This is a genomic window from Streptomyces sp. NPDC058371, from assembly GCF_042723265.1.
Taxonomy (GTDB): Bacteria; Actinomycetota; Actinomycetes; order Streptomycetales; family Streptomycetaceae; genus Streptomyces.
Window position 1 is genome coordinate 80,190 of the sequence record NZ_JBHXJC010000015.1, and the last position, 26,657, is coordinate 106,846.

The 26,657-nt window shown below is 66.9% G+C and carries 19 protein-coding genes and 1 pseudogene; 4 read left to right on the forward strand and 16 right to left on the reverse strand.

Going from position 1 to position 26,657, the window contains the following annotated elements:
- Positions 1–109 precede the first annotated feature (109 nt).
- The gene (locus ACFWM2_RS32935) at positions 110–604 is read right to left on the reverse strand and encodes a hypothetical protein (protein WP_383287568.1); all 495 of its coding nucleotides are present in this window, start codon (positions 602–604) and stop codon (positions 110–112) included.
- Between the two features lie 699 nt (positions 605–1,303).
- A complete protein-coding gene (locus ACFWM2_RS32940; protein ID WP_383287570.1) occupies positions 1,304–2,542 on the reverse strand; it encodes a hypothetical protein in 1,239 nt (412 codons plus the stop codon).
- Positions 2,543–3,063: 521 nt separating this feature from the next.
- Between ACFWM2_RS32940 and ACFWM2_RS32945 the strand changes: the two genes are divergently transcribed.
- The gene (locus ACFWM2_RS32945; RefSeq protein WP_383287572.1) at positions 3,064–3,855 is read left to right on the forward strand and encodes a helix-turn-helix domain-containing protein; all 792 of its coding nucleotides are present in this window, start codon (positions 3,064–3,066) and stop codon (positions 3,853–3,855) included.
- A 1,184-nt stretch (positions 3,856–5,039) separates the two neighbouring features.
- Here ACFWM2_RS32945 and ACFWM2_RS32950 read toward each other — a convergent pair.
- From ACFWM2_RS32950 to ACFWM2_RS32970, 5 genes are all read right to left on the reverse strand, one after another.
- Positions 5,040–5,957 carry a helix-turn-helix domain-containing protein gene (locus tag ACFWM2_RS32950; RefSeq protein WP_383287574.1) on the reverse strand — a complete coding sequence of 306 codons (918 nt, stop codon included), beginning with the start codon at positions 5,955–5,957 and terminating at the stop codon, positions 5,040–5,042.
- 411 nt (positions 5,958–6,368) lie between these two features.
- On the reverse strand, positions 6,369–6,704 hold the full coding sequence (locus tag ACFWM2_RS32955) for a hypothetical protein (RefSeq protein WP_383287576.1): 336 nt from the start codon (positions 6,702–6,704) through the stop codon (positions 6,369–6,371).
- A gap of 422 nt (positions 6,705–7,126) precedes the next feature.
- Positions 7,127–9,001, reverse strand: coding sequence for a helix-turn-helix domain-containing protein (locus tag ACFWM2_RS32960; RefSeq protein WP_383287578.1), 1,875 nt, complete (start codon positions 8,999–9,001; stop codon positions 7,127–7,129).
- Between the two features lie 278 nt (positions 9,002–9,279).
- The gene (locus ACFWM2_RS32965) at positions 9,280–9,843 is read right to left on the reverse strand and encodes a hypothetical protein (protein WP_383287580.1); all 564 of its coding nucleotides are present in this window, start codon (positions 9,841–9,843) and stop codon (positions 9,280–9,282) included.
- A gap of 87 nt (positions 9,844–9,930) precedes the next feature.
- Positions 9,931–10,800 (reverse strand): hypothetical protein, encoded by an 870-nt coding sequence (locus tag ACFWM2_RS32970; RefSeq protein ID WP_383287582.1) that lies wholly within the window; start codon positions 10,798–10,800, stop codon positions 9,931–9,933.
- A 617-nt stretch (positions 10,801–11,417) separates the two neighbouring features.
- Between ACFWM2_RS32970 and ACFWM2_RS32975 the strand changes: the two genes are divergently transcribed.
- Positions 11,418–12,656: an acyl-CoA dehydrogenase family protein gene (locus tag ACFWM2_RS32975; protein WP_383287584.1), complete on the forward strand. Its 1,239-nt coding sequence runs from the start codon at positions 11,418–11,420 to the stop codon at positions 12,654–12,656.
- Positions 12,657–12,743: 87 nt separating this feature from the next.
- On the opposite strand, the gene ACFWM2_RS32980 is transcribed toward ACFWM2_RS32975, so the two are convergent.
- From ACFWM2_RS32980 to ACFWM2_RS33010, 7 genes and pseudogenes are all read right to left on the reverse strand, one after another.
- On the reverse strand, positions 12,744–13,328 hold the full coding sequence (locus tag ACFWM2_RS32980) for a GAF domain-containing protein (RefSeq protein ID WP_383287586.1): 585 nt from the start codon (positions 13,326–13,328) through the stop codon (positions 12,744–12,746).
- 30 nt (positions 13,329–13,358) lie between these two features.
- Positions 13,359–13,967: an ATP/GTP-binding protein gene (locus tag ACFWM2_RS32985; protein WP_383287587.1), complete on the reverse strand. Its 609-nt coding sequence runs from the start codon at positions 13,965–13,967 to the stop codon at positions 13,359–13,361.
- Positions 13,945–14,325 carry a DUF742 domain-containing protein gene (locus ACFWM2_RS32990; protein ID WP_383287589.1) on the reverse strand — a complete coding sequence of 127 codons (381 nt, stop codon included), beginning with the start codon at positions 14,323–14,325 and terminating at the stop codon, positions 13,945–13,947. The genes ACFWM2_RS32985 and ACFWM2_RS32990 overlap by 23 nt, the downstream gene beginning before the upstream one ends.
- Before the next feature lie 2 nt (positions 14,326–14,327).
- The gene (locus ACFWM2_RS32995) at positions 14,328–14,756 is read right to left on the reverse strand and encodes a roadblock/LC7 domain-containing protein (protein WP_383287590.1); all 429 of its coding nucleotides are present in this window, start codon (positions 14,754–14,756) and stop codon (positions 14,328–14,330) included.
- 53 nt (positions 14,757–14,809) lie between these two features.
- A complete protein-coding gene (locus ACFWM2_RS33000; protein WP_383287592.1) occupies positions 14,810–16,282 on the reverse strand; it encodes an ATP-binding protein in 1,473 nt (490 codons plus the stop codon).
- 604 nt (positions 16,283–16,886) lie between these two features.
- Positions 16,887–17,870, reverse strand: a complete 984-nt coding sequence (locus ACFWM2_RS33005) for an ATP-dependent DNA ligase (protein WP_383287594.1) — start codon at positions 17,868–17,870, stop codon at positions 16,887–16,889.
- Positions 17,871–18,287: 417 nt separating this feature from the next.
- Positions 18,288–19,706 (reverse strand): annotated as a pseudogene (locus ACFWM2_RS33010) (AAA family ATPase); the annotation flags it as partial.
- A gap of 1,341 nt (positions 19,707–21,047) precedes the next feature.
- On the opposite strand from ACFWM2_RS33010, the gene ACFWM2_RS33015 reads away from it, so the two are divergent.
- Both ACFWM2_RS33015 and ACFWM2_RS33020 read left to right on the forward strand, forming a co-directional pair.
- The gene (locus ACFWM2_RS33015) at positions 21,048–21,854 is read left to right on the forward strand and encodes a hypothetical protein (protein ID WP_383287595.1); all 807 of its coding nucleotides are present in this window, start codon (positions 21,048–21,050) and stop codon (positions 21,852–21,854) included.
- A 921-nt stretch (positions 21,855–22,775) separates the two neighbouring features.
- The gene (locus tag ACFWM2_RS33020) at positions 22,776–24,032 is read left to right on the forward strand and encodes a helix-turn-helix domain-containing protein (RefSeq protein ID WP_383287597.1); all 1,257 of its coding nucleotides are present in this window, start codon (positions 22,776–22,778) and stop codon (positions 24,030–24,032) included.
- A gap of 1 nt (position 24,033) precedes the next feature.
- On the opposite strand, the gene ACFWM2_RS33025 is transcribed toward ACFWM2_RS33020, so the two are convergent.
- Both ACFWM2_RS33025 and ACFWM2_RS33030 read right to left on the reverse strand, forming a co-directional pair.
- Positions 24,034–24,741, reverse strand: a complete 708-nt coding sequence (locus ACFWM2_RS33025) for a hypothetical protein (RefSeq protein WP_383287599.1) — start codon at positions 24,739–24,741, stop codon at positions 24,034–24,036.
- A complete protein-coding gene (locus ACFWM2_RS33030; RefSeq protein ID WP_383287601.1) occupies positions 24,741–25,721 on the reverse strand; it encodes a ParA family protein in 981 nt (326 codons plus the stop codon). Before ACFWM2_RS33030 ends, ACFWM2_RS33025 begins: the two co-directional genes overlap by 1 nt.
- Between the last annotated feature and the right edge of the window lie 936 nt (positions 25,722–26,657).

The following is a 26,657-nucleotide window of genomic DNA, read 5'->3' on the forward strand; positions in this document are numbered from 1 at the left end:
GCAGGGGCGGCACCGCCAGGCCGTGTTCACCGCGCTGCCCGACGCAGCCTATGCCGGACCGGCAGTACGGCCCGCGCCCCCGGTGCCTTCCTCCGCCTGGTACCTCGGCTCACCGCCACTCCCGGGACGGCTCTCCAGGAACAAGTGCCTGGGCCGCGGTGGCGAGATGGGAGTGCAGGAGGGCGGCGCCGTGCTCGGCCTCGGTGCGCGCCGCGTTCATGCCGCTGAGTACGAGCCCAGGGGCGCTGATCCTGTTCCACAGAACGACGAAGGCCGTGGGTTCCGGGGGCGGCACAGCGGGCAGTACTCCCCGTACCTTGCGGTGCGGGCCGATGGCTGCGGTGAGCTCGGCAACGCTCAGCGCGAGGAACCCGTTGCCCTCGGCGGTGACACGGTGCTCGAGGAGTTCTTTCCCCGTGCCGCCGGTCGGCGAGGCTTCCTGCTGGTGGCGCAGCGTGGGGGCTGCGGTCAGGGCTTTGACGGTGCGGGCTTCGTGCGCGGTCCGCTCGGCATCCTCCCGGCTTCCGGATTCCAGGAATTTTGCCGCGGCCTCGAGCAGGAACCCGAAGGTGCCTTGCAGCGGGTAGGTGAGGACATGGCGCACCGACTGTGTAGGGATGCTTCGCGGGACGACCGACCGGCCAGCGGATTCCAAGCGTTCAAGGGCGTGGGCCCAGGACGCATGGGTGAGGCTCGTATCACGGCAGCCCAGTAGGTGCCGGCTGGCTCGACACGGATGTCTGAGAGTGCCTCGGTCACGGCGTTCTGCATGGTGAGCCCTTCTGGGATGTGCGTTGGCCCCCTCCATCTTCTCCCCCAGGGGCCTCTCGCGGTGCCGTGGGGACAGGTTCCCGCCGTCGGGTTGCCGTGGGGAGATGCTTGGGGAAGCGCGAGGCCGATCCGGCCCTGGAGGCTGAATGCTGCCACTCCCTGGGCGGACCAGGCGAGGGGCCGACTAGGGCGGGGCTGCCGGCGCGGGCGGGGTCGGTCATTGCACAGCGGAGCTGCCGTCTCGCAGGCGCAGGCAGGGACTCGAAGAGATCGGCGGTGAAGCATGAGCGCGAACACATGGGCGGAGTTCCCTGTGCGGTGAGTTACGCGGATGCGACCGAGACCTATAGATGGCGGATCATGCTCACTCCGGCGCAGGTCAGAGACGTGCAGAGAAGGCTAGTTGGCGGACTTTGAGGGTGATAGTTGGCAGATCACGTCTTCACCGGATCCCAAGATGACTACATCGCCGCAGGGGGTGCAGTGGCCGTCCTTCGGGCCTTAAGATTTGCCGACTACCGCGCCTCGTCCGTCATCTATAGCTCTCGGTCGCAGCGGAAAGGCGCGCGGATTGCAGAGTTTCGGCTGCGCTGCGCAGACGGGCGATGCATTGGGGATAGTCGGTGCCAGAGGCCAATAGGTGACCGCTTCTACTCAGCGGTCCGACACGGCGCTCGGCCGAGTACTGATGAAGAGTTGCGTACGGGGTGACCTGGGGCTGAGCTGCCACTTTCGGCGGGAGCGGCCGGGTGGCACCGGGCCCTTGGAGGAAGCGCACCGCGGTCGCGCCGAGACGGCTCTCCTTGGTGCAAGACATCTGCCCGCGGGCGTGGCAGCCGGCCTGCGAGATGAGGTCGATCCCGGTCACTTGCTCAATCAGCATGCCGAGCAGGGGGTCCGTCAGGTGGGTCGTGACGCTGATAACCCGAGGCCCGGTCGAGGTGATCCGCATGCGGATCTGCGCGGGCCCTGAGCGGTGCCCCAAGGCCGTGAGCGCCCGGCTCGCTGTGTCCTCTATGGCAGGCGTGCAGACGTCGTCAGCGTCGACGACCACTTCCACCGGTAGCAGAGCAGGTTCGGCCTGCGGGTCGAAGGTGGAGTGGGAAACCGCTACAACTCGAGGGCCGGATGATGAGTCGGTGGTGTAGGCGGTGGCCTCGATCCCGTCCAGCAGCGGCTCGATAGCCGCTCCCGTGCCGGTCCAACTGGCGGCAGCTGCCGCCGAAAAGGCTTCCGCGAGCTCGGGTATGCCGGCTACCCGGCGCGCGCAGTACCGCGTGTGGGGAGAGGCGGGCTTGCACACCAGTGGGAAGCCGACCTGGTGCGCTGCTTCCAGGGCCTGGTCGTAGGAGTCCGCGTGGAGGGTCCCGCAGTTGTCCACGCCGGCCCCGGTGAGGAGTTGGGCGGTGAGGTGGCGCAAAATGCTCGCTTCGAAGGTCGCGATAGACGGCCCGGGCAATACGAGTTCCTGGCGGAGAAGCGCGGCCGCGCGGGCATGAGCGGGATGAAAGTTGAGGACGCCAGCGATGGGTCGGGTGACGGCGAGCTTTCGTGCCTCGTCGAGGACTTGGAGCGGGTCGAGGAGGTTCGCGGTCCAAGCTCCGGCCAGATGGGGGCGCTGCCAGGTCGGCGACTCCTGGTCGATGAGGAGCAGTGGTCCGCCCGCGGCGAGCCGTTGCATGGCGTACTCCCACTCCGCCTGCGGTCCGCTACCCAAGACGACAAGGTGCCCGGCGGGGCCGTCTTCCCGGTGGGACGCGTGGGTGTTCACGGGCGGTGCTCCAGAATGTAGTAAGTGGTGTACTCGCGCTCCGGCAATGCCACGGATTGATCACTCTCGCCCGGCGGCCGGGGCGGTGCAATGGCTCCTCGCTCAGGTTCCCCGACTGCGGGCGAAATGACGTTCGTTGTGTCGCCTAGCGGGACGTGAACTGAATTTCCGATTGCTGCGGGCGGGACGCGGTCCACACGATGGGAGAGGACGGCATTACTGCTGGTCACATGGGGGGTTCGCAAAACGAAGGTTCACGGGGTGAGACCCGCGGCCACGAACCGATGCCCAGGTCCCCCGCCAGCCGCCGAGTTATGCCACCTCGGTCGAATAGCCTCTGACCTTACGTTTTGCCGCTCGGCTGCGGTCAACTTCGGGCGTGCCAAGTGTGCTTGGGGTGCACCGGCAGGACCTCTTCCTGGAAGAGGTGGTTCCTCCACAAAATTCGGTCCTCACGGTAGAGATGTGCTTGGCGGAACCCGTGAGGCGGGATCAAGCCCCGCAAGCGCCTACCAGGAGGTATGTCAGTGATCGACACCGAGCTTGTCGAAGCCGCCGGCACGGTGGACGACGGCATGACCGCCCACGCCCGGGTCTATCTCGTACTTCAGACCCTGAACAGCATGGGCCCCGGGTTGCACCCGCTGCGGCGCATCATCGACGAGTCCGGTGTCACCAAGTCGACCGTCCACCGCATTCTGCGCGCGGGGGTGGAGGCCAAGCACCTGATCTACCGCGCACCCGGCCGCTACGGCGTCTCCACCGACGTGGCCAACCACCGCCCCGACGCGAGTGTTCACCTCAATCTGCCCCACGACAGTGCCCTGGACCGCGAGACCACGGTGTTGCAGCGGCAGACCGCCCAGGTGGCAATGGCGTTCAGCGCTGTGCTGATCGACGACACTCCGGGCCGTCTGATGCTCGATCACACCTACGGCCGCCGCAGCGACTTCCAGGCGGCGTTCAACCACGCGGATGTCGACACCAAGGTGGCCCTGCGCTATGCACCCCTCACTGCGGACGCCGCCGGCCTGGCCATTCTCTCCCACCTCGACGGCGCTCCCCAGAGCCACCTCATGCGGGAGATCCGTTCGGAGGGTTACGTGCTCACCCAGTCGCCGCTGCAGGACTGGCGGATGCTCGGTGTCCCACTGTGGAGGGGCTCGACCGTGTACGGCTCACTCGTGGTGATGGGGCTGCGCCCGCAGATGGAACGCAACCGTCGTGAGTATGCCGCGGCCGCCCTTGCCTGTGCTGCACGGCTGAGCGCCCGCTGTGAGTTGGGGAGCGGGGCCATGCGGATGGCGAGCTAACCAGTTCGCCAAGTCATCCGCAGTGCGACCGAGACCTATTGATGGCGGATTATGCTCACTCCGGCGCAGGTCACAGACCTGCAGAGAAGATGTTGGCGGACCACGTCTCTACCGGACCCCGAACATGAGTACACGCCGCAATAGGGTGCGGTGGCCGGGCTTCGGGCCTCAAGGTTCGCCAACTACCGCGCCCCGTCCCCGGGCCGTACTCGCCCTGGAGCTATGGGAGAGACACGCCCACCTGCACTGGGCATGCGCCTTGTCCTTCGCTGTGGGTCTGGATGATCGGGCGTGGCTGGAGCTGACGCGGCGCCCAGTGGAAGGCTCCACTCGTCGCAGCGCCGGACCATGGTGCTCGGCGGGCCGCCCAGCACCCACCGTCCACGGGTGCGCGGGCTATCTTGACGAGCCTTCTTCCGCTTTGTGAAGGCGCTGGGCCTCAGGCTTGCTCCGCATCGCATCGCCGAGATCGCACGGAACGCGTATTCCGCGTGGTAGGCCAGTACTCGCGGCAGCGTTGGGCGGAAGGGATGGGCGAGGCTCTCGTCCGCCATGCCGGCATCGTCAACGCCGCTTTTGACGAGTGGGACGGAGCAAGTCTCTGCGACGAAGCCTGGGCGTTGCGTCCGGGGTGACTCTCTTCGGGGGGCGGAAGTACTTGCTCGCGCATCAGGGTCCCCGGACATCAATGCCTCGAAGGCTGTCTCGTCTCCTGTGTCACCGACCGGGGCAGACGCTGGCCAGGCGCTCGGGCGATCCTCATCCTCCGGATTGAGAGAGACGGGCTGCGCTCGGACTCGGTCATCAAGGATGACTGGGCGGCCAACAGCCTGAGAGCCCGGAAAAATCGACGCCAGAGGCGTTTGTGCTTGCATCGTGCCGGACACGGCAAGGTGACCTGCCGGGACACCGGCGCGACCCAGTGCCTCCACAGCGGCTCCAGCCGCCCGCGGCGCTGCTGGGTGATGGCAGAGCAGCTTGCCACGGACCAACCGGCCGTCGTGGGCGCGGTTTCCGGATGCCGCCAGCAATGTTCCAGCACATGGCCTTCGGCGCTCGCACGGAGCAGACGTCGCGGGCTCGTGCGACATCGCGCAGTGTGGACCCCTCGCTCCTGCGGAGGGACTGCCGGCACAGGCGGGCGGGGGCCGCCGTGCTCCTGCAGCGCGCTTCAAAGCATGGGGTCAGGCCGCGTGCTGGTCGTGTGACCGGCACGGTTCGGGCATCGACGTTTCATCGGGGTCCACGAGCACCAGCGTGAGACGCGTGAGTCCGAGGGCTTTCAGGGACCGCAGGGTTTCCTCGACCAGCCTGCAGCCTTGGAGGCCAATATGCGTATCAGGGTGACGAAGTTCGCGAACCGCGCCTTCGTGGTGGACCAGGTCAGCGCCGGAGCCCAGAACCCAGTTGGGCATGTCGGTCAGGAAGGCGTCGCGCAGGGTGGGGTGCAGGTAGACGTCGCGGCGGATGGCCTGGAGCCCCGTGTCGTCGCCGTGGCGCTCAAGGCTGGAGGCCAGCTGCGCGAGCATGGCCAACTGCCACTTCAGGTGGTCCACGAACACGGCCGGGGCGTCCGGGTGAAACAGGCCGAAACGCAGAAAGTTGGTGGAGGGCATTGCGGTGGGATGGTCTCTCACATCGCGGAACAGATCGCGGTAGGCCTTGTTGGACATCTTTACGTCCCACCGTTGGTCGATGACGAAGGTGGGGAGCGAGAGCGCGTCCATCATGACGCCGTAGTCACCGAGGAAAGCCGAGGTGGCCGGGTCTTCGGCTTCGGTGCGGCGGAACATGGCGCGCACGTCCGGCTGCGGGGCCCGACTGACGGCGTACAGGAACAGCCGGGTGGTCTGGAATTGGGACATCTCCAGGGCTTCGGCGAGGAGGTACAGCTTCTCATCGGTCCACTCCTTGAGCGTGCCCCGCTCCCAGTTCCCGTAGGTGCGAGCATTGATGTCGAGCCGTTCGGCAACGTCTTCCTGGCTCAGTTGAAGGTAGTCGCGCCGCCCCTTGACGAATAGCTGCAGGCGCTTGGAGCGTATCTCTGCAGCCAAGGCTTCCCCGGTGTCCAGGTCGGCCCCTGTATACAATCTCGTGTCCACTGCGGTCCCCCTTTGGCCTTGCGGCGCGATACGCGGCCGCCCTTGCAGCCGCAGTTGGGGCGTATGCCGTGCCGTGCGGCTGTGAACAGCCCCCGCCCATCGCGCGCGTGGGCGCTGCCCCGACGCCTGATCCACCATTGCAAATCAACCCTTCGCAGTACTTGGTCAGCCTCTACGCTGCTCTGGCGAGGCTCGGCCGAGACGGCTTTGCCCGTCACCCTTGAGGTCCAGCACGTCATACTCTCGACGGGGTTGTAGCTGCCAGGCGCGTCTCAGCCTTCCGGTTCGCGGTGCGGACGATGCGCATTTGATCTCTGGGTGCGAGTCGTTTTCGGGTGCCGCCCCTTGGCAGGGGCGGCGGTGGTGATGTCTGTGGGTTCCGGTGGCCGCGGTTCGATCACAGCCACCGGGTTACTCCAGCGGCGTTGATCGCCACAGGAGGACTTGCGCCCCCTCCGGGCCGGACCGCGGGTGGTGAACGTGCCCACCGGGGCGCAGCCAGAGGGCACCCGGGCCGTGTTTCGTTCCGTCTTCATCGGTGATCAGGCCGGCGAGGACGACGGCATATTCCTCCTCGGAGCTTTGATGCAGGCACTCCTGGGACGTCTTCGGTGGCCAGACGGCCAGGATGACCTTGCCCCGCGCTCCCTCCAGTAGGGGGAACACGCTTAGGACATTCGGGTCCACGCTCTTCATCGCCTTGGCGATGTTGGCGAACGAAATGTCCGCGGGCTGTTGCAGGGTCAAGGCATTCCTCCGTGAGTCAATCTGACGGGATGGCATACGCGTGCAGCTGGCTGACGTGCCGAGACGCCGCGCCAACGGACCCAATCCGGACGCTTGTTCCTTTCCGGGCTGGGTGAGCCTCACGGTAGAGGGAATGGCCGGTTCGGACCATTGCAAAAGTGCACTGTCAGCAGGGCGCAACTTCCCAAAGTGCACTGCCGGTTGGCGCTTTGTCCCCTGCAGTGCACTTCGGCATTGCGGCGACTTACACATGTGCACAGTCCAACGCCGCGGTGCACCCCCAGAGGGGCGGTAGCGAGACCGCAGGCTCCAGAGAACGGCGTTGCTCCCGGCTGCTGTATGCCGGCGGACATACGAAGACCGGCCCGCGCGGATGGTCACCGCGGGGGCCGGTCTGTTGTGGTGCTGTGCCGCACAGGGGCTTACGGAGCGGCGGCCACGTGCTTCAGCTCCGGGCTGCCGGTGAGCAGGTACGACGCGATGTAGATGTCGGCGATGCTGACCACGTCGGTGTCCTTGACACTGATCGTCTTCGTGGTGGGATCCATGCCGAGCAGGACTTCAGCCGCGCTCTTGTGGCTGCGCACCGTTGCGGTCGACAGTCCAAGAGCCTGTGCGGTCTCCCCGATAGAGAGGTTCTTCTCCAGCCACACACGCACGGTCCCCAGTAGGTCCCGTGGATCGGATTCCAGGGCCCGCAGACGCTGCTCGGCCCATTCCTTGACCTCGACGGACCTGGCTGCGATGAGGTCAGCCAGCTCGGGAGCCTGGACATCCGTGAAGCCGCCCTGCGGTGCGGGCAGAGCCAGAATGTTCAGGGCCAGCAGGACCAGGACGCGATCGTTGAGTCTGGTCAGGTCGAGGGCGAGCAGGTTGGCCGCCCTATCCAGCCTGTGGTGGAGGGTATTGCGGTGGATCCCCAGCCCCCTGGCCGCCTCAGCCCCCTTGAAGGACAGCCCGGTAGGCAGGGAATGCAGGACCTGCTCATGTTCGGGTGCTGCAAGAAGCGGCGCGAGCAACGCCTGCGCCCAGGCCCGCGCTTCGTTTCGGGGCAGGAGCGGAGCGAATTTCGGTTCGGTGCCAACGCTGATCCGCTCGGGAGAGCGCGCCGCATTGCGGACGGCCTCCGCGGCTTCCGCGTATCCGGCGCCGCTGTCGGCGAGTGCGTACGGCGTGCTCTCGCCCATCAACAGCCCCTTGTGGCTGCTGATCATCTGACGGAGGTCAGGTTCGACCCTCTCGTCCTCCCGGGTCGGCGTCATGATGATGATCTGCTTCTCCTTGCCCGGGCACGGCGACACCAGCGACTTCCCCTGAAGGGTCCGCTCGCACCGGCGCAGGAACTGCTCGCGGTCCTGGGTTCCGGTGTCGACGATCCGCACGATCAGCCGGGGAGTGTCCATCAGCTGCGGGGCGACCGTGTTGGCCACCACCTGCCCAACGACGACCTGCCCGGTGAGCAGAAGCTGGGTGGCCGCCTGCCTGGCGGACCGGGGTGCCAGGACGGCAGCCTGATGGTCCTGGCGAGCCTGCTCGCAGCCGCCCAGCAGCTTTACGGCGTGCCGGATCATCGACACCGCAGCGTCGTCGAACGGCCGGTGGGAGCCGACGACCAGCACCGCCTCATCGTCCGTGCCGTGGATCTGCACGCGCCGTGAGTGCTCGACCATGTCGGCATCTGGAGTCGCAAAGATCACGGCACGCGCAAGGTTGGCCCTGCTGTCGGGAGCGGCGGCGATGATTCCGCGCTCGACGGAGTGGACGACCACGTCGGCGTCGAGGGCTTCGGCCAGCCAGTCCGCGATGCTGCCGATCGCCTTGGGGTTGGCGAACTGCGAGGGCAGCGAGCTCAGTAGCCCGTCGAGCCGCTCGACCTGCCGCTCAGCGAACCGGGCACGCTGTTGCTGCAGGTAGCCGTTGACCTCCGCCCACTCGGTGCCGGCAGCCGTGCTCAGGAGGGGCAGCTCCAGCTGTCCAGCCAGCACGCGAACGGTTTCGGGGATATGCGGCAGGCGGCCGGATGATTGGAAGACGAGGCCCGCCGCCCGGCGCTGCTTGAGGTATCGCACGAGCTGAGCCAGAACGGTGGCGCCGTGGGTGTCCAGCTCACTGACCAGTGTGACCAGGGCCAGCGATCCCGCTGCTGGGGAGACGCTTGGGTTGACTGCGGCCTGCGCCAGTGGGACAACGGAGACTTCCATCACCCGGGTACCACCGTGCGTACGGGCATGTGCGGGGTCCAGGAACCGCAGCCGGAGCTCCGGTCGTTCGGTGATCAAATCTTCGAGGGTAGGCATCTCCCCCTCCGTTCTTTTGGTCCGTCAAGCACAGCTCGTGCGACCCGTCTGTGCTAGGTCGCTGTCGGCGCGGGGACCGCAGATTTCCCCCCAGCTTCACCCTGAGTTACCCCCGCCTCACCCGGATCCTGTGTCACGACGGTGGGGGTGTCAACGAAAGTCGGCCAGCGCACAGCGTTTCTGGCTGGAAGGCGCGCATGGAGACAGCGCTTGGGGGCGGCGTGTGCGGCCGACAGGCTCGGCCTGCTCCGGGCTTCTTGGGCTGGTCGCAGGCCCTGTTACTCCTCGCGCCAGGCCTTGTATTCCTGGCGCACGTACGCCCTCACGGCCTCTTTGTAGTCCCAGCCCGGTTGGGCGGGCGGCACATAGGGTGCATGGACCTCACCCTCCACATCCATGTACTCCAGGTCGCGCTTCAGCAGCTCGAATGCCGCCCGGGCTGCTTCCTCTTTCGCCTGGTCGACATCCTGGTCGAGGCTCCCTCCCAGGAAGCCGCTCAACGCGAGTTCGTGGGCCTTGCGGTCCAAGTAGGCGGCCGTCCGCAAGAGGTGTATCCGGTGCTCGCTGCGGCGACCGAGGCGGCTGGCATCGGGTTTCGCCGGCCCGTCGGGCAGGGCCATGAGCGCGAGTTCCTCGTCGAGCAGCTCGGGGGCGCCGGTGTAGGCAGTGCGGTAGTCCGGCGCCGACGGGAAGCGCAGGGACTCGTACGCCTTCCATGTCATCCCGCAGGCGCGGCAGGTGAAGGCATCGATGTCCTGCCCGCCGCTGCTGTTTTCGATCAGGGAGGCGTCGAGGTCGGTGCTTTGGCAGTCAGGGCAGAGGATTGAGGGGTAGCTGAGCATCAGTTCCTCCCGCTGGCCCGCGCAGCGGGCTGTCGCTTGCGTCCCGCCCGGACAGGCGGCGCATCCGGTTGCAGTGCGGCGATCAGGTCAGTAGGGGGGTTCCTCGGTGGTCCCAGGGGACCGGCGGTTGGCGCCCTCGGTGACCCAACTGGGGACGGTTTTGCGGCTCACGCCGGACAGGGCAGACAGACGAACCGGGCCCGACTGCTGCGTGTCGGCGGCCTCGTGCATGAGGCGGCGCAGGATCCTCTCGGTGGCAGCGAGCCCGGCCAGTTGCAGGTGGCGATGTGCGCCGACGAGTGAGACGCGCTGCTCCGCACTCAGGTCGGCCCAGGGTGCGGCCTCCCTCTCACCGATGGCGAGCAGACGAGCAGTGATGGTGGGCCAGTCGTAGATGTGCGGACTCTGATCAGTCCAGACGGCCACGCGGCGCAGGTGGGCGCGACGCTCCTGATCGGGAGCGGCCAATCCCCTCTCAGCAGCCTCCGCCTGACTGGCCGGCAGGTCCTGGTCCGGCAGCGGCTCGGCGTCGGCTCGCTCCACTCGCACTGCGGCCGGCACCTCCTCGGCGCGCAGGGTGACCGGTTCGGTCACGTCCCACCACTTCAGGTGCAGCTGCTGTCCGATCGGGGCGAGGCTCTCGTGGCAGCCCGGGCAGTACCGCCACAACGCCGCAGCCTCCTCCGGCGTCGCGGGCAGCTTCAGCGGCGGCTTGGCATGGCACAAAGCCGGGATGGCCCAGGTGACGTTGTAGGCGGGGTGCTTGCCCTCGAACCCGCAGGCGTCCAGGTCCGGGTGCGGCACCACCCGCAGGATGGCGGCTCGGCGCTCGACGGCCAGGGCGGCGCCCACAGAAGTCTTTCGTGCCACCACGGCGCCCTGGCGACCGAGCTCCTGCGAGAGGAGCAGGGTCGGGGCAGCGTTCTCGCTCTCGTGCACCATCACGGCGAGGTCCACCGGTATCTCCTCCTGACAGCCGGATAGATGGGAAGTACTTCCCACCCGGATTGGGAAGTACTTCCCACAGGCGTTAGGGAGAGTATTCCGGTACAGCGCGCAGCAGGGAAGTCGTCGGCGTCAACGCCTGCTCCGTGCACGGAACTTCACTCGCACTCGCAGACGGCCCATGAATGGTGCCCAGCGCGCTACCGGCGTACCCGTGCCCCGGGGACGATGGCTGAACTGCGCTTGTGGGGGTCATCACCTTCCGGCGCATGGTTTTTATCCGGCCAGCGGCCAGGCGGCCAGCGGCAGTGCCTTCGCGCTAGTCGCCCGCCGGGCGACTGCCTGGTGGGCGACCGTGCATGGGTACCGGTGGCAACGAGTCTCCGCTCGCGCCTCACTCACCCCGGCACTCGCTTGGTTCGGTCAAGTGTTCTACCACATCGCACAGTTGAGCGCCGATCACAAGACGCAGAGTTTGAGTCAAAGAAGGCGTGCGATCTTGGCTGGGATGGATCGATAAGACGACAATCACGCAGACGGTCTGCTTGAAGGCGGAGAACGCCACTGCCCGAAGAACGTCTCCTCCGCATCTGAATGCAGGGAGGTGGAGGCAGCAGCGAGGAGGGGTTGTGCAGCGGTACTTCACCACGAGATGGCACGAGGATCTGAGACAGCGCGTCCGCGAGTTCGCCGAGCGCGAAGTGCGGCCCCGAATACCGGAGATGGAGGCCTCCCGGACGGTCGCGCACGAGATTTCCCGGCTCATCGCCCGGCAGGGCTGGATCGGCGCCACCATCGACTGGGACGCGTACGGCGGCATGGGCGCCGGACATCTGGCCAAGACGATCATCATTGAGGAGCTGTCGCGGGTCTGCGCCGCCATGGGCGCCATGGTGCAAGCGTCCCAGCTCGGTACAGCCAAGATCATCCACTATGGCAACGATGTCCAGAAGGATCACTGGCTGCCGCGTATCGCTGCCGGCGACTGCCTGCCGACGATCGCGACCACGGAGGAGGAGTCAGGCGGGCATGTCCTCGGCATGGCCAGTGTCGCCGTGCGTGACGGCGACGACTACATCCTCAACGGCCACAAAGTCTTCGTGGGCAACAGTCACGTCGGCGACCTGCATGGCGTGATCGTCCGCACTGGGAAGGGATCCAAGGGACTGTCCGCGTTCCTCGTCGAGGCCGACCGCCCCGGCCTGTCGCTCGTCGAGCAGCAGCCGGCCATGGGTCTGCATGGGTTCAGCTTCGGCAAGCTGGTCTTCAACAACTGCCGGGTGCCGGCGGAGAATCGGCTCGGCGCGGAGGGTGAAGGGCTCGATGTCGCCTACTCGTCCAGCGTCCTCTACGGCCGCCCCAACCTGACCGCGGTGTCCCTAGGCATCCACCAGGCCGTCGTCGAGGAGACGGCCGCCCTGTGCATCGAGCGTGAGCGGTACGGGCGGCCGCTTGGCGATCTGAACAGCGTCAAGATCAAGCTGGGCCGGATGCAGCACCGTTTGATGACTGCCCGGCTCGCCGCCTACCACGCCGTGCATCTCCTGGACCAGGGCGAGCCGTGCGATGCGGAGCTCATGAACGCCAAGTACTTCAACGTTGAGTCGGCGATCGAGTCAGCCCGCGACAGCATGGAAACCCACGCTGCCTCAGGCCTGTTCACGGATCGCCCGGTGGAGCGGTATCTGCGCGATGCCCATCACATCTACGCCCCCGCGGGCACCTCAGACATCCAGCTCCTGCGTCTGGGCGAGGTGGCGCTCGGCACCAGCAAGGGTGAATGGTCCGAGCGGCTGGCCGACCTAGTGCGGCTCGGTTCCACTGACCACCTGGAAGAAGGTGGCCGAGTGAAGGTCGCCGTGGCGTGAGACGCAGGGAGCCACGGACACAGCGTCGTGCCCGCGGCTCCCGCCTTGGATCGCTCCCGCCGAGAACGGCGGATGCCCGCAAACGTCTCAGATCCCGCCCTGGCGCTCTATTTCGTGCAGCCGGGCGACCATCTCCTGCGCCTGCGCCTTGATGATCTCCAGGCCCTGGCGGCCCCACGGGCGAGTGTCTGTGTCGATCACACAGATCGTGCCCAGCGCCATTCCGGAGTTCCAGTCGATCAGCGGCGCACCCAGGTAGGAGCGGATGCTCATCTCGTCCACCACGGGGTTACCTGCGAACCTCGGGTAGTCACAGACGTCTTCCAGCACCAGCGCCTTCTTGCGCACCACGACGTGCGGGCACCAGCCGTGGTCCTTGGACATGATCCGGCTGCTGCTGGCTTCCTGGGGTGGCAGTTCCACGCCCGGCTGTCCGGTGGCGTAGAGGCCGGCGAAGTACTGGCGGCTCTCGTCGATGAAGTTGACCATCGCGTAGGGCGTTTCGAGGATGCGGGCCAGGTTGCGGGCGAACGCATCGAATTCGGGGAGGGGGAGGCTCCCCACACCGAGTGAACGCAGTCGGGCCGCGCGGGCCGGGGCATCCGGGTCCTCGGGCGTCACCAGCATCTGGCTGGTCGGGTCGTAGTGCTGGTAGGGCACAGGCGCGGACATGCAGTCTCCATTCGACGGCGCGGGCGTGCGTCAGTGCAGCGGGGTGGGCTCGGCGGGCGACAAGCCGGGAGCGGGGGAAAGCAGGTGCTCCACCAGCGCAACCAGCACCTTGGTACTCGCATTGCACTGTCGGGCGTCACACATCACGACCGGGACTTCGGGCTTGAGGCAGATGGCGGCACGTATTTCGTCAGGCTCGTAGCGATAGGCGCCGTCGAACTCGTTCACCGCGACGATGAAGCCGATGCCGCGCCGTTCGAAGAAGTCGACCGCCGAGAAGCACTGGTCGAGCCTGCGGGTGTCGGCCAGCACCACAGCGCCCAGCGCCCCGTTGGACAGCTCGTCCCACATGAACCAGAACCGTTCCTGCCCGGGGGTGCCGAACAGATAGAGAACGTGGTCCTTGCTGAGCGTGATCCGGCCGAAGTCCATCGCGACGGTGGTCGTCGTCTTGTCCTCGATGCCCACCAGGCTGTCGGTGCCGGCGCCGACCTGGGTCAGCAGTTCCTCGGTGCTCAGCGGAGCAATTTCGCTGACAGCTCCGACGAACGTCGTCTTGCCCACCCCGAAGCCTCCGGCGATGAGGATCTTCAAGGCAGTCGGAAAGGGGTCAAGGTCAGAGCCGCTTGCGGAGTCCATGCAGCACCGCCTCCAGGAGGTTTCGGTTGGTCGGGGAGGCCGCCTCGATCGGGCGGGGAGCGCGGGTAGTGAGCGCCTTGTGGTCGACGAGGTCGGAGAGCAGGACTTTGGTGATGACCGCCGGCAACCGCAGATGGGCTGCGACTTCGGCCACCGAAATGGGGCGGCCCCCGCACAGAGCGAGAACCTGGTCGTAGTCGGGACCGAGATACGTCGTCGGCCGCGTACCGGTTGCCATCACCAAGGTGAGGAGATCGAAGTGTGCTGTGGGACGCGTACGGCCGTTGCTGACGGCGTAGGGCCGGACCAATCGCCCGGCCTCATCGTCGAGCCACGCTCCGTCCTGCGCCTCCGACATCCTCACTGCCCCGCATGGGGCGGGACGGGCTCGTGATTCCTGGGAGCCGTGGAGAAGACCCCGATCGCGCGGACCTGCTTGACCAGCCTGGCCATCTCGTAGCCGAGCACGGCCGCCTCGGCCTCGTGGGAGGCGAGGACAGCCAGGCAGGTCCCGGAGCCCGCGGCGGACACGAAGAGGAGGGCGGTGTCCAGCTCCACGACCACCTGGCGAACGTCAGCCCCGTCGGCGAAGCTGGCGCCAGCACTGCGGGCGAGTGAATACAGGCCGGACGCCAGGGCGGCCAAGTGGTCGGCTTGCTCTGGTTTTAGGCCCTCAACGGACTTGGGCAGACCGTCGGACGAAAGCAGAAGGGCGCTCTGGGTATGCGGAACCTTCTCCACGAGCCCTTTCAGGAGCCAGTCAATGTGCTGGGGCGTAGGCGTGCCCATGGTGGCGTCTCTCTCCTCGTGGTGGATGGCAGGATCTCCGGCAGCGGAGGCTGTTAGTGGGTCTCGTTGGGTTCGTCGTCAGCGCGGCGGCCGCCCTGCTGGAAGGAGGCCATCAGAGTTGGGTCAGCCTCACCCCCGGGCAAGTCCCCCGTCACGTGCGTGGTGGGCGTGCTGCGAAGCTGCGGGGCGAGGTGCTCCTGGGCCCTGCGCTGCGGCAACGGCGGCCGCCCTTTACGGGGGTCCTCTCCGTCGACGGGGCCGCGGGGTGCGTCGCGTTCGGCGGACCGTGCCGGCTGCGGCGCCGGAGCTGCCACCTGCGGCACCCGCTGCTGCGGCATCGGCTGCGACGTGTTCAGCCGGGGCGGCGAGTAGTGCATCTCGGGTCCGGCGTCCATGGCGACAGGCTGCGGAGCCTGCTGCACGGGCCTGGCCCCGGGGACAGCCGCATGGCGGGCCCCCTCGTCCGACTCGTCACCAAGAAGCCTGCTCGGCAGGACCAGAACGGCCTGGATGCCGCCGTAGATGTTGCCCTGCAGCTGGACATGGACGCCGTGGCGGCGAGCCAGCGCAGAGACCACGTACAGGCCGATACGGCCGTCCGCGAGCAGCTTGCCGACGTCGATGCGGTCGGGGTAGGCCAGCAGCGAGTTGATGCGCTGCTGCTCGGCCTGGGACAGACCCAGACCGCGGTCCTCGACCTCGATGGCCAAGCCAGCGGTCACCCGCTGGGCACGCAGCAGGACCTGAGTGTTCGGGTCGGAGAAGGCGGTCGCGTTCTCGACGAGCTCGGCCAGCAGGTGGATGACGTCGGCGACCGCGTGGCCGCGCAGCGTCCCTTCGAGCGGCGGAACGAGTTTCACACGGGAGTAGTGCTCGACCTCGGCGATCGAGGACCGCAGGACCTCCATCATCGTGATCGGCTTGGTCCACTGCCGGCGCGACACAGAGCCGCCGAGGATGGCCACGTTTTCCGCGTGACGGCGGATCCGGGTGGCCAGGTGGTCGACCTGGAAAAGGCCCTTGAGGAGCTCGGGGTCCTCGACCTCGTTCTCCAGCTTGTCGAGCATGCTGATCTGCCGGTGGACCAGGGACTGCAGACGCCGTGCGAGGTTGACGAAAACCTCGATGCTCTGGTCGGAGGCACTGGGCTGCGCCTGCTGCACGGCGTGCGCGAGAGCCGCCTTGGCCTTCTGGCACCCGACTGTGACTTCGTGGGCGAGACGGCCGTAGAAGTCATTCGCGGGCGGAGGGGGCTGGGTGAAGAGAGGCTCCTGCACCGGCTCGCCGCGCTCCAGCTGATGCGCCATCTCCTGCAAGTCGCTCACGCCCTGGGCCACGCTGTTGCGCAGCGATGCATGGCGCACGGATATTCGCCGGGCGTCCGCTGACGCGGCCCGTGCGGCGAAGAGCAGCACGCTACTGCCGAGGACGGCGCCGGCTGCGAGGATGCCGAAGGTGGTTGCATCTGCCGTGCCCGCCTGAGCCCGAAGGACGAAGGCAATCAGCGCAGCCGCAAGTACGGCCACAAGGGCGGCGGGAACGACCGCGAGGCGTATCGCACGCGAGCGGGCGGCGGAATCTGTCGCCGATCCCCCGGGCGGTCTTCCATGCCTTTTTCTATCCGAGCCCACCCCGGTCGGCTGACCGGGTTCCGAGCGCACATATGCCGGGGATTGAGACATTGGAGTCCTCTCGGTCAGCCGGGGGTACACACGGGCGCACCGCCGACAAACCGTCAACTCGGGTATACGGGCGGGCAGTTACGAGCGCCGCCACCCTACGCCACGCTCGTCAACGTGTCGTAATCGCCTCGGATGCCCGTTCCCCACAAAACGGGCTTCTCGACCCGCGAAAACGATTCTTCGGATCCCTTCCAGGAGATGACGGTGACCTATGTCGGCAACCCGTCTACGTCATCAATAGACCCATAAGGGATGTGCCGCCACATGCTGTAAATGCCGTTGCCGTAGGGTTAGGAGTACTCGCCGCGCGGGGGATGGAAAGGGCGGCGGCAGGATCGTGGTGTGGAATGGCCCGTTGCTCTCGCCCAAGCCGTGCCGGTCCTGGCCGTAAGCTCGGACCCTCACTACGAACCAAAGGTGGATGGTTCTCCGGACACCCTGGGCTGTCTCATGGACCGCCGAAAGCCGCTACCTCAGCAACGCTCAGTTCCGGTCGCATGCGCTTGATCCTCACTGGATGCCGGTACCTGCCCGAGTCGACCGCTGAGTCCCCTTCGAACTCAACCACGGTCACCGGCTGTACGCAGCGGTGCTCCAGCGCCTGGCGCCTGCCCCAGCCTGCCGAAAAGGTCACGTTCCACCATGGGTGCCCCGGCTCGGCTGCCACGAGGACGGCGCCCAATTCCCGGCGCATCGGGGCTGCCAGGGGGGTGCTACGCGCGACCAGCCGTAGCTTGCCTTCCTGGTCGTAGCGCCCCAGCAGCACGCTGACCGGCGAGGCAAGAGGCCCGGTCACCGCTCCGACCACCGCCTCCGCGCTCGCCCGCGAGCGAAGCTTGTACCAACCTCTCTCGCCAGGTTCGTAAAACCCGTCCAGAGGCTTCATCACAGTGCCCTCGATCCCCGCCGCAGCCCAGGCCGGGTCCAGCCATTCGCGTGCTTGCTCCGGATCCGTGGTGGCCGGACAGAGCATCCACGGCGCTGCCATTTGGCGATGTGCGAACAGGTCTTCCAGCAGCGCCCTGCGTTCCCGCAGAGGCCGTTTGACCAGTACCTCGTCACCGATCTGAAGCACATCAAAGACGATCAGATGGGCCGGGTTCTCTCGGGCCGCCTCTGCCGCCGTGCGACTGCGGCGGCGGGCTCTGGACTGCAGCAGCCCGAAGTCCAACCTGCCGGCTCTGTGGACGACCAACTCGCCATCAAGTACGAGGGTGCCGCGCGAGGCCAAGTCGGCGGCAGCACGAGAGATCTCGGGAAAGGCTGCGCTCATGTCCGACCCCCCGCGCGCCTGGAGGTAGGGCGCGCCAGGCCAGGCGAAAACGACCGTGCGAAAGCCATCCCATTTCGCGTCGAACTGCAGGTCGCGGCGATGGGGCATCGTCTCGACTGGGCGGGCGAGCATCGGCGAGAGCGGAGGAGTCAGGAGCACGCAGCTATGTCTATGTGCAGCCGGGACAGCCAGCGCAGCTCCGAAGGAAAGCAGACGGGTGAAGCCGGAGGAAGGCCCACCTGGGGTGTCTCGTGAGACACCCCCAAGTGTGGAGACCCTTCGTTCTCCCGCCGAAGCTCGCCCGTCTCATCGACGATCAGCTCCGACACAGCATGTCTCGGCACAGGACCACGGCCGGACACAGGTACCTCCTCCCCGGCCGGAGCCTTGGACGCCCCCGCAACCCCCTCGGCCTCGCCGACATGCTGAGACACCACGGTCTGTCCGTCCGCGTAGCGGAACCGCTCCAGCCACCGCCCGGCGGGAGACGTGACGAACGTCGTTCTCCCGAGGCGGGCTTGGCTGCTTTCGGCCCTTCGTGCCGCCCCCACTCGCCAGGAGCGCACGCGGGGGCGATCAGTGTGGTTGCGGCGGGAACGGACTGGGCTGTGGGTACCCGGGCGGGATGTCGTAGCCGTGTCTCTCTGCCAGCCGGGGCGGGAAGGGGTAGGTCGCCGGGGCGGCCCTGCGGGTCGTGAAGCCCTCGGCAACGAGGGTGCACAGGTCCAGGTAGGCGTCGCGAGTCTTGGGTCGCATCAGGTCCAGGTCCACCTCAGCGCCGGTCGCGAGGTGCTCGTCGAAGGGGACCGGGACGACGCCGCGGCACCGCTCGGAGAAGTGGGCGACGATGTCCTCCACCCTGATCATGCGTCCCTTCTCGCGTACGCCGGAGACCACCGTCAGACCCCTGCTCACGAGGTCTGCGTAGCCGTGTGCGTTGAGCCAGTCCAGGGTGGTGCTGGCGCTGGAGGCTCCGTCCACCGACGGGGTCGCAACGACGATCAACTGGTCAGCCAGGTCGAGGACTCCGCGCATCGCGCTGTAGAGCAGTCCAGTGCCGGAGTCGGTGAGGATGATCGGGTACTGGCGGCCCAGGACATCCATGGCACGGCGGTAGTCGTCGTCGTTGAAGGTGGTGGAGATCGCAGGATCGACATCGTTGGCGAGGATCTCGAGACCGGAGGGCGCCTGGGAGGTGAAAGCCCTGATGTCCATGTAGGTGCGCAGGGTGGGGATCGCCCGCACCAGGTCGCGGATGGTCGCTGCGGTCTCGCGACGCACCCGCCGCCCTAGGGTGCCGGCGTCCGGATTGGCGTCAACGGCTAGGACGTTGTCCTGGCGCTCGCTGGCGAACGTTGCGCCCAGCGCCGTGGTGACGGTGGTCTTTCCGACGCCGCCCTTGAGGCTGATCACGGCAATCCGGTAGCAGGAGTGGACCGGTGTGCGGACGAGCTCCAGCTTGCGCTGCATTTGGGCATCCTCCCGCGTGCCGCCGAGGCGAAAGCGTGGAGGGCGGGTCCCGGGGCGTGCGCTGCGCGGCTTGTGAGGTGCCCCGCGCAGGAGCCTGTCCGAGGACAAGTCGGTAGCGGCGCTGTGCCCCAGCGGTGCTAGCGCAGGGCCGGAAGGCGACTGGGGCCCCGGTGCGTAGAGAGCCGCAGGAACGTCCAGTGGTGCGGCGGCTGCCAGCGTGGCGGGCCTGGGCCCGTCGGCCAGGGACGCCGTCGCAGCGGGGGTGGAGTGCGCGACGGCGGGCGGGTATCCGTGGGCCTGCTCGGACGGCGGCCCCGGCTGCGGGTATGCCTCCGGGTCCGCCGCAGTCGGTGCAGGGTACCTGCCAGGCGGAGGGTGCCCTGCCTGCACCGCCTCGAGGTGCGAGGAGCGCTGGCCGGGCTGGCCGGACCACAGCTGGGGGTCTGCGGGCGCTGGCACATGTTGCGGCTGGGGAGCGGCCGGGCTCGGCGCCGGGGGCGTGGGGGCGGGAATGGGCTGCGGGACGGCCTGGGCGTACCATTCCGGGCCCGTGTAGGCGATTACAAAGGGCCCGTGGTCGGGGGCCACGTCGCCGCCACTGGTCGGCTGGCTCTGTGCGCTCGAGGCCCAGCCCGCCCTTCGTCCTGCTGGCTGGCCGTGCATGGGTCCCCCTGATCTCCTGATCTGAGTCTCCGCCGTATGACCGCGGTGCCTGCGGCGTCGGGCTGGGCCTGATGCGGAGCGCTATGGACGCCGTTTGGGCGGGCCCCTTGACCGCGGCTGTCCGCGCACGCCCGCCCGCTGAGACGTCTCTGTCTCCCCTTCTGCGTTGTTGCTTTGATGCGGTCAGGTTCAGCGTGCCTGAGGAGCGACTTCTGATCGGCGTTTTGGTACGCATTTTCCCGGCGGGCGGAACACCAGCTGCGTGCAGATCCCGCCGGCTGCCACCGGGTAGGCCGAGGGAGCCTCGAAGCACCGGGCGGGTGTAGATGACGGGGGAACTGCCGGCCGCCGAGGGCAGTGAGCGGAGGCGCAGGGCGCAGGAGGGTGTGGGTACAAGAGCGCCGCAGGCTCAATCTCGCTGTGGGCAGCGTCAGGAACCAGGTGGTGATGGTCGGCGACGCTCACCCGAAGTACGCCGGTACGGCACCGCGCCGGTCGCGCACGGCGAGGGCATGCAGCAACTGGCCGCAGGCTCGTGCGTGCGACTGCCCGGGGCAGAGCTGTCGGAGCTGACGAACGTGATGGGCCGCTGGTTGAGCAGCAACGACCTTGCTGGCGGCGCAGGAGCGCCATCTGCCTCGATGCGGCCGTCGTCGCCGAGCTGGATCCCGCCCACGCCTGTCCCGCGGCGATTCCGCTGCTCACCCTCGCCGCGGGTGCACGGCCTTGACTGGCAGCCCCACGTGCCCGGACCTTCCGGTGGTTCTTCGGAAAGCCTTAGCGCTGTGCGAATCAATATATTTCGCGTGCGGCCTGATCCCGTTGAGCGGAACAGCCGTTCAGACAAAGGCCGACATCCGCGACGTTCCAATTTGGGATATGTCGGACTCATCAGCCGCGGATCTGGGCCTGGACCGAAGACGGCACGGCGAACGGCGACTATCTATCGACATGTCACTCGGTCAAGAGTTGGCAAGATTCGGGACGCATCTGACTTAGCGTGGCCCACATGAATTCCACCGATACCGGCGGATTCTTAGGCAGCCTCTTGATGCGTCTTCACGCTGCGTCACAGGAAAGGGTTCTTCCGGAAGGGGGTGTTCCTGGCCAACCCCAAGCCCGTCCGGATAGAGATCACGTTGACAGACGCACAGCACTAACTGCCCCGTCTGACGTGCTGATTTGGCGTAACTGGGAGGAATCGTGGACATCGGCACACGTAGTTCGCATCGGCGCAGGGAGCGCGACCGCACGAACGCAGTACTCCATGCCCTGCTGCAGCTCGGCGCAGGTCCGCACAAGTCCCGCGCCATCGCCGCCCGCACGACGATGGACGAGGATGAAGTCCGACGTCGGCTCCTCCAGCTGCACGCGGCGCAACTGTGCGACCGGCCTCGCTACGGGTTCTGGGAGCTCCGTCCCACCGCGGCCGCCCTGACCTCCGCGCCAGGGCTCGTGCAACCCAGCGCCACGCCCCTGTTGGACGTTGGGCTCCTCCTTGACGACCTCCACAGCCGCACCCAGCAGGTCGTGCTGCTGCACTCCTACTCCCCCGTCACCGGTGAACGCCTGTGTCTTGCCGCCGCCGGGGCCTACGACGTGCCCTTCCGCCGCGAACTGGCCCTCACCCCCGGGGCCGTGGACCGACTCCGCCAGGCCCCCCTCGACTCCGACGCCCCGGGCCTGGCCATACTCGCCAACCTCGCTGGCCAAGACATCCCGCTGCGTGAGGACCTGCGTCAGATCCGTTCCGCCCAGGTAGCGCTCACCGAGTCGCCGATGCCCGGCTGGATCCTGGTCTCCGTGCCGGTCCGTCGCCTGCCCGGGGCCCCGGCCGTTCCCGGTGCCGAGCCGCGCGTGGTCGCCGCAGTCAGCATCCTGGCCCCCGACGGAGCGCAGGGGAACCCTTTGGTGGCCTACGGGCGACTGATGCGCAACGTCGTGCGGGCGGCCATCGGGACCAGCGTCGTTATCGCCCAGCCCCGCTTCGCGGCCGCCCAGTTCGCGTGACCCAAGCCGGGCCGCCTGCCCGTCGAGAGCGAAGCGGCCGCCCCTTCAGCGCCCGAACAGCGGCCGCCGCTTGCGGGCGCGCACCCACGCTGGCCTCGGGCACAGCCCACACCCAGCCAAGGAGGACGACGTGTCAGTCAAGAACGGCAGAGAACTCCGCAGGGAGCAACCGATGACCTAGCTCCCGCGGCCCCGGTGCTGTCTGCCAACACACCCGGGCCCGGCCTCGCACCTGATGCGGTGAGTCACCACCTCATCAACCGCAGGCCCTTCGTCATCGCCCGACCTGCCAGTCGAGCGAGTCCCGGCTTCTCCTTACCGAAGGAGCCGGGCGAAATCACTCCCACTCCGGAGCTCGCGGCCCCTGCCAGGAGGCCTTGACGTTCCACGACGCCGGGAACGGATCTCGTTCATGATGCAGCAGACGGCTGCCGTTTGTCACTCACCCCTGCCCCAATCATCCCGTTCTGCCCTTCGCGGGGGCTTCCTTCTCGGCCTTTGGCCGGGCCTTATCCGAGCCGGGACCACCGCGCCGCCCACGCCTGCCCAGGCGTTCCCCGCCGCTCTCATGTGGATCACTGCGGCGGTGCTGTGATCATGGACCGAGCGAGACCGATCTACCGCACAGCCGAAACGCCGGCGAGCCAGGCGCGACGTCGCTCCCCCGGCCGGCACCCCACCCCGCCCCCGTTGGGCCCAGCCCCCCCGGCGCTCCGGCCGCCGCCGACCATCCCCCCTAGCCTCGGCGCCCAGTTGGGAAGGCGGCTCTCACACCAGAGAACCGGACTCCTCGCCGCACTGCCGCCCCTGTCCACGCGCATGCACAAGCTTCTCGTCCTCGGCGATCAGGACGCCGCGTACGCAACGGGCAACCTCCAGCGTGGGGGAAAGAACACAGCCGCATCCGACCATGCTTGGGCGATGACCCGCGCCCTGGCCGCCGACGCTGTCCGCGCCGGATGGAGCCGGTCCTCCTTCCTCCAGGTCTTGCTAGACGGCCCATACAAGGCCGGTCAGCATGCCCGCGCCCTCCAACACCACCGCGGCTACGACAAAGCAGCCGCCTGGCTCCAACGAGCGTGGGACGGCGCGCAGCACTATGTCCGATCCGTCGACCCCATCAGCACCCGCCAGGACTTCCACGCCGCCCTGGCGGCCTTCCGCGCCCGCATCGAGTGCACCCCCTGGAAGGGCATCGCAGGCAAGACTGACCTGCGGAACCTCATCGCCCGCATGGAGATCTGCGCCCGGGCCGGAAGCTGGGATCACACCGTCTCCGAACGCGACCTCGCCGAGCGGATGGGCTGCAGCCGCACCACCGCCCACAATTCCAACCAGCGCCTCCTCCACACGAAGGTGTTGCGCCAGCTCGACAACGGCTCCCCCGCCGAAGGCGCCCGCTGGATGCTCATCTCCCGCCTGCCTTCCACGACATCTCACCACTGGTCCACCCCCAAAGGACCGGAGGCTGGGGGGGCCATGAGTGGCCCAGGCGTGAGACAACTCGACACCGAGGCGGACATCGACTCCCGGACAGCCGGTCGATTGATGCACCTCGACGCCTTCGCCCACCACGGCCTCGGAGGCAGCGGACTCGCCGTCCTGGCCGCCCTCGCCGAACGAGACGGGCAGACCCTGACCGAACTCCAGAAGGCCGCCACGATCTCCCGTCCAACCGCCTACCGACAGCTCGGAAAGCTCAAGGCCCTCGGCCTCATCCACCACACGGAAGAGCTCTACCACCTCTCCCCCACCGCCCTGGAGGGCACCGGGACACAGACCCCGGACTGCGACGACCCCGTCGCCGGCTGGACTGAGACCGCCGAACGCCTGGGGACCGCCGGTACTGGGGAACGGCGACGCCGACACCACGAGGCGCAGCGGGTCCACTGGCGTCACGAGCAAGTACGCCTCGCCGAGCGCTGCCGGGCCGCCCGGTCGGCCCCCCTCCCCCACCCGGCCGTTGCGCAGCCGCAGTACGTGCGTGCCAACGGCTGCGCCATCGACCCGACCACGGGCGAGGTCATCGTGGGGCTGTATGTCGCCTCGGATGGCTGTTGGGTGTGGGATGAGGAGGGGGTTTCCCAGCGGCAACCGGCAGGCATCCGCTCAAGGAGGGTTCATCTGCAAGGGGAAGAGTGTGCCACCGCAAGGGATGTGCCTCAGAGACGGCTGTAGGTCAACCGCTGCTGCCCGTGGGCCGTTCCTTGCGTCCTGGCAGATACCGGTTCAGGCACATGGCGACGAGCTTGTTGCGATCGGGCAGCTTGGCCTCTTCGGTTGCTCGGTCGAGCTCAGCCACCGTCTCCTCGTCCATGCGCATGTATAGGCTTTCAGAGCCCGTACCAACGTAGTCGCGATCTTTCAGCGGACGCCCACCACCGAAGCGCGATGCTTTGCGCTCGGGCACCGAGGCCTTGACTACTTCGTCCCACCCCTCCTCCTCCCCCGCATTCAATGCCTCCAGGATGAACTCAAGGTGCCCCTTGCGAGTGCGGTTGTTCGTCAGCGCCTGAGCTTGAGCCTTGTCCAGGCGCCGGCGTACCCCCTCCGACACTTGGAAGCTAACCGGCACGCCGGTCGTCTCGTCATTTACTGGGCGCGGAGCCCTGGCCCGAGGAGCCCGCGGGGTGCGCCGTTGCGGCTTCGCCTTCGATGTGGCGTTCACTCCCTGATCGTCGTCATCGTCCAGGGGCTGGCCTGCGTACCCGGAGGTATCCTCGACTTCCGCATCTGGCGCTTCTCGCTCGGAAGGGCGCGCGCTAGGAGGAGTTCCTGCCCCAGCGTTCTTCCTGCGCCCGCTCAGCGCCGACAGCGAGGGCTGAGGAAACAGGTCCCCCTCTCCCCCATCGTTCGCGGTGGTCGTCTCAGTCTCGGTCGCCATCATCAGGACTCCTCAATCTGCTTCTTGATCTGAGCCGACCGGGCGATCACCTCGTCGGTGAGCTTGCGATAGTCCTCATGGACCGACCGCACAGTCTCTGGAAGGCTGTTGTCGCCGCCTTCCGCTCGATCGAAGAGGGCTACCAGCGGCTCGCCCTCGACGTCCCGGGACTCCTGGGCCACCGCCTCGCTATGACCGATGTTGGTGCGGAACTTGAAGTAGGCGGCTCCAAGGATCTCCCGCAGTCGCTTCTCGGCCTTCTGATGGATCTGGGTCGACTTTCGCCCCGTGGCGAACAGCACGACGCCGAGGAGGGTCAAGAGGGGATTGACCTTCCGCACCTTCCGGAACTGCTCACTCATTTCCTTCACGCCGTCGAGTGAGCCGTTGTCCGTCTTGGCGGGTGTGATGATCCAGCGACCCGCACCCATCGCGAGACGCTGAAGCGGTGGGTTCTCAGGAGGGGTATCGATGAGGATGTAGTCGTAGTTCCCAGCGATCGGCAGCAGGCACTGGAGCAAGCGGAGATCGGCGTTTGCGTCGTACTTGTCCCGGAGCCGGCGGTACAACTGCGCCACGTCGTCCTTCAGCCATTCGCCACCGCCAGGGACGAGGTCCAGACCGGGGCGCACGCTGACTGGCTTGAGCGGCGAGCCGCCGTGAAGGGAGTCGTAGAGCCCCTTGCCGTGGTCGTTCTGCTCCTCAGTGGCACCGAACTCGTGAACAGTCAGATTGCCTTGTGCGTTCAAGTCAATGACCAGGACCCGTGCATCCGGGTCACCAGGGATGCCCCGGTCAGGATCACCGCGGCGCAGCTTTTTGAGGATCATGAGGGCGAGGTTCGCAACGGTTGAGGTCTTACCGGCTCCGCCCTTGTCGTTCGCCACGACATAGACGTGCCACAAGTCCAGCCAGGGCACCTCGATTGGATCGTCCTTGTCGTACTCCCTCAGCACGACGCTCTCGGGCAAGGTCAGGCTCAACTCGTCATCCTCCGCTCAGGTCTGGAGCGGTCCCGCTCCACTCAACGAACCTGCTAGCCCGGGAGCATCCAGGGCATCACTCCGGCACGCAAGACGCATTGAATCACGATGATCAAGTCTCCGTGACAACAACACGCCAAGACCATCGAAGCGGCGTCGGGTTTCCACTCATGGAGTACGGCTTGAGAGGCGCCCTTGCTGTACTCAGGGAAGCCATCCCTTGACATCAGAGGCGGCTACGTTGTGTGACGCCAAGGTTGGCCGCCCACTTCCCCCCCCATGAGCTCCGAGGGCATACAGAACGTCTGGATGTTCGGCCAAAGTTTCGTTGCACCATTGGACCTCTGACCTGCAATGACACCCTTCATCACTTCCTTCACTACTCCCTTCACCTCTTCCTTCATCACGTCGGAAGGCCAACCCTGGGTTCATCTGGAAGAGAAGCAGGCTGAAGCACCCGCAATCCCACCGCTCTAGTCACGAGTGTTGCTCTGCGTAGTCAACAACGTCTTCCATGCGAGACCGATCGCCGGAGACATGCATGTGGGCATATACGTTGAGTCCATTTTGCAGACGTCGATACGCACATACGCTCACTCCACGGTTCAATACTTTGCTTCACCACCTGAAGTTAGAAACGTCGACCCGTCTGCTTGAATATGCGTTTGCAAACCATTCTCATCATACGCCTTAGCATGCATTGGTGTTTCCAGCGTAAACGGATTTGCAACATGCTCAATTAGGTTAGTCTCAACTCATTGCCAGCATTCTGGGTACAAGCATGAGTACACCCATGGTTTCACCCTGTAGTAAGCGCATGGCACCTACTCTGTAGAACTCACGATGTACCCGTACGGCTAGACCTAGAATGTCAACAGGTGATGCACTTGCGTTGCGAATTACGTCAGGCCTTCGGGTCAAACACACTTGATAAAG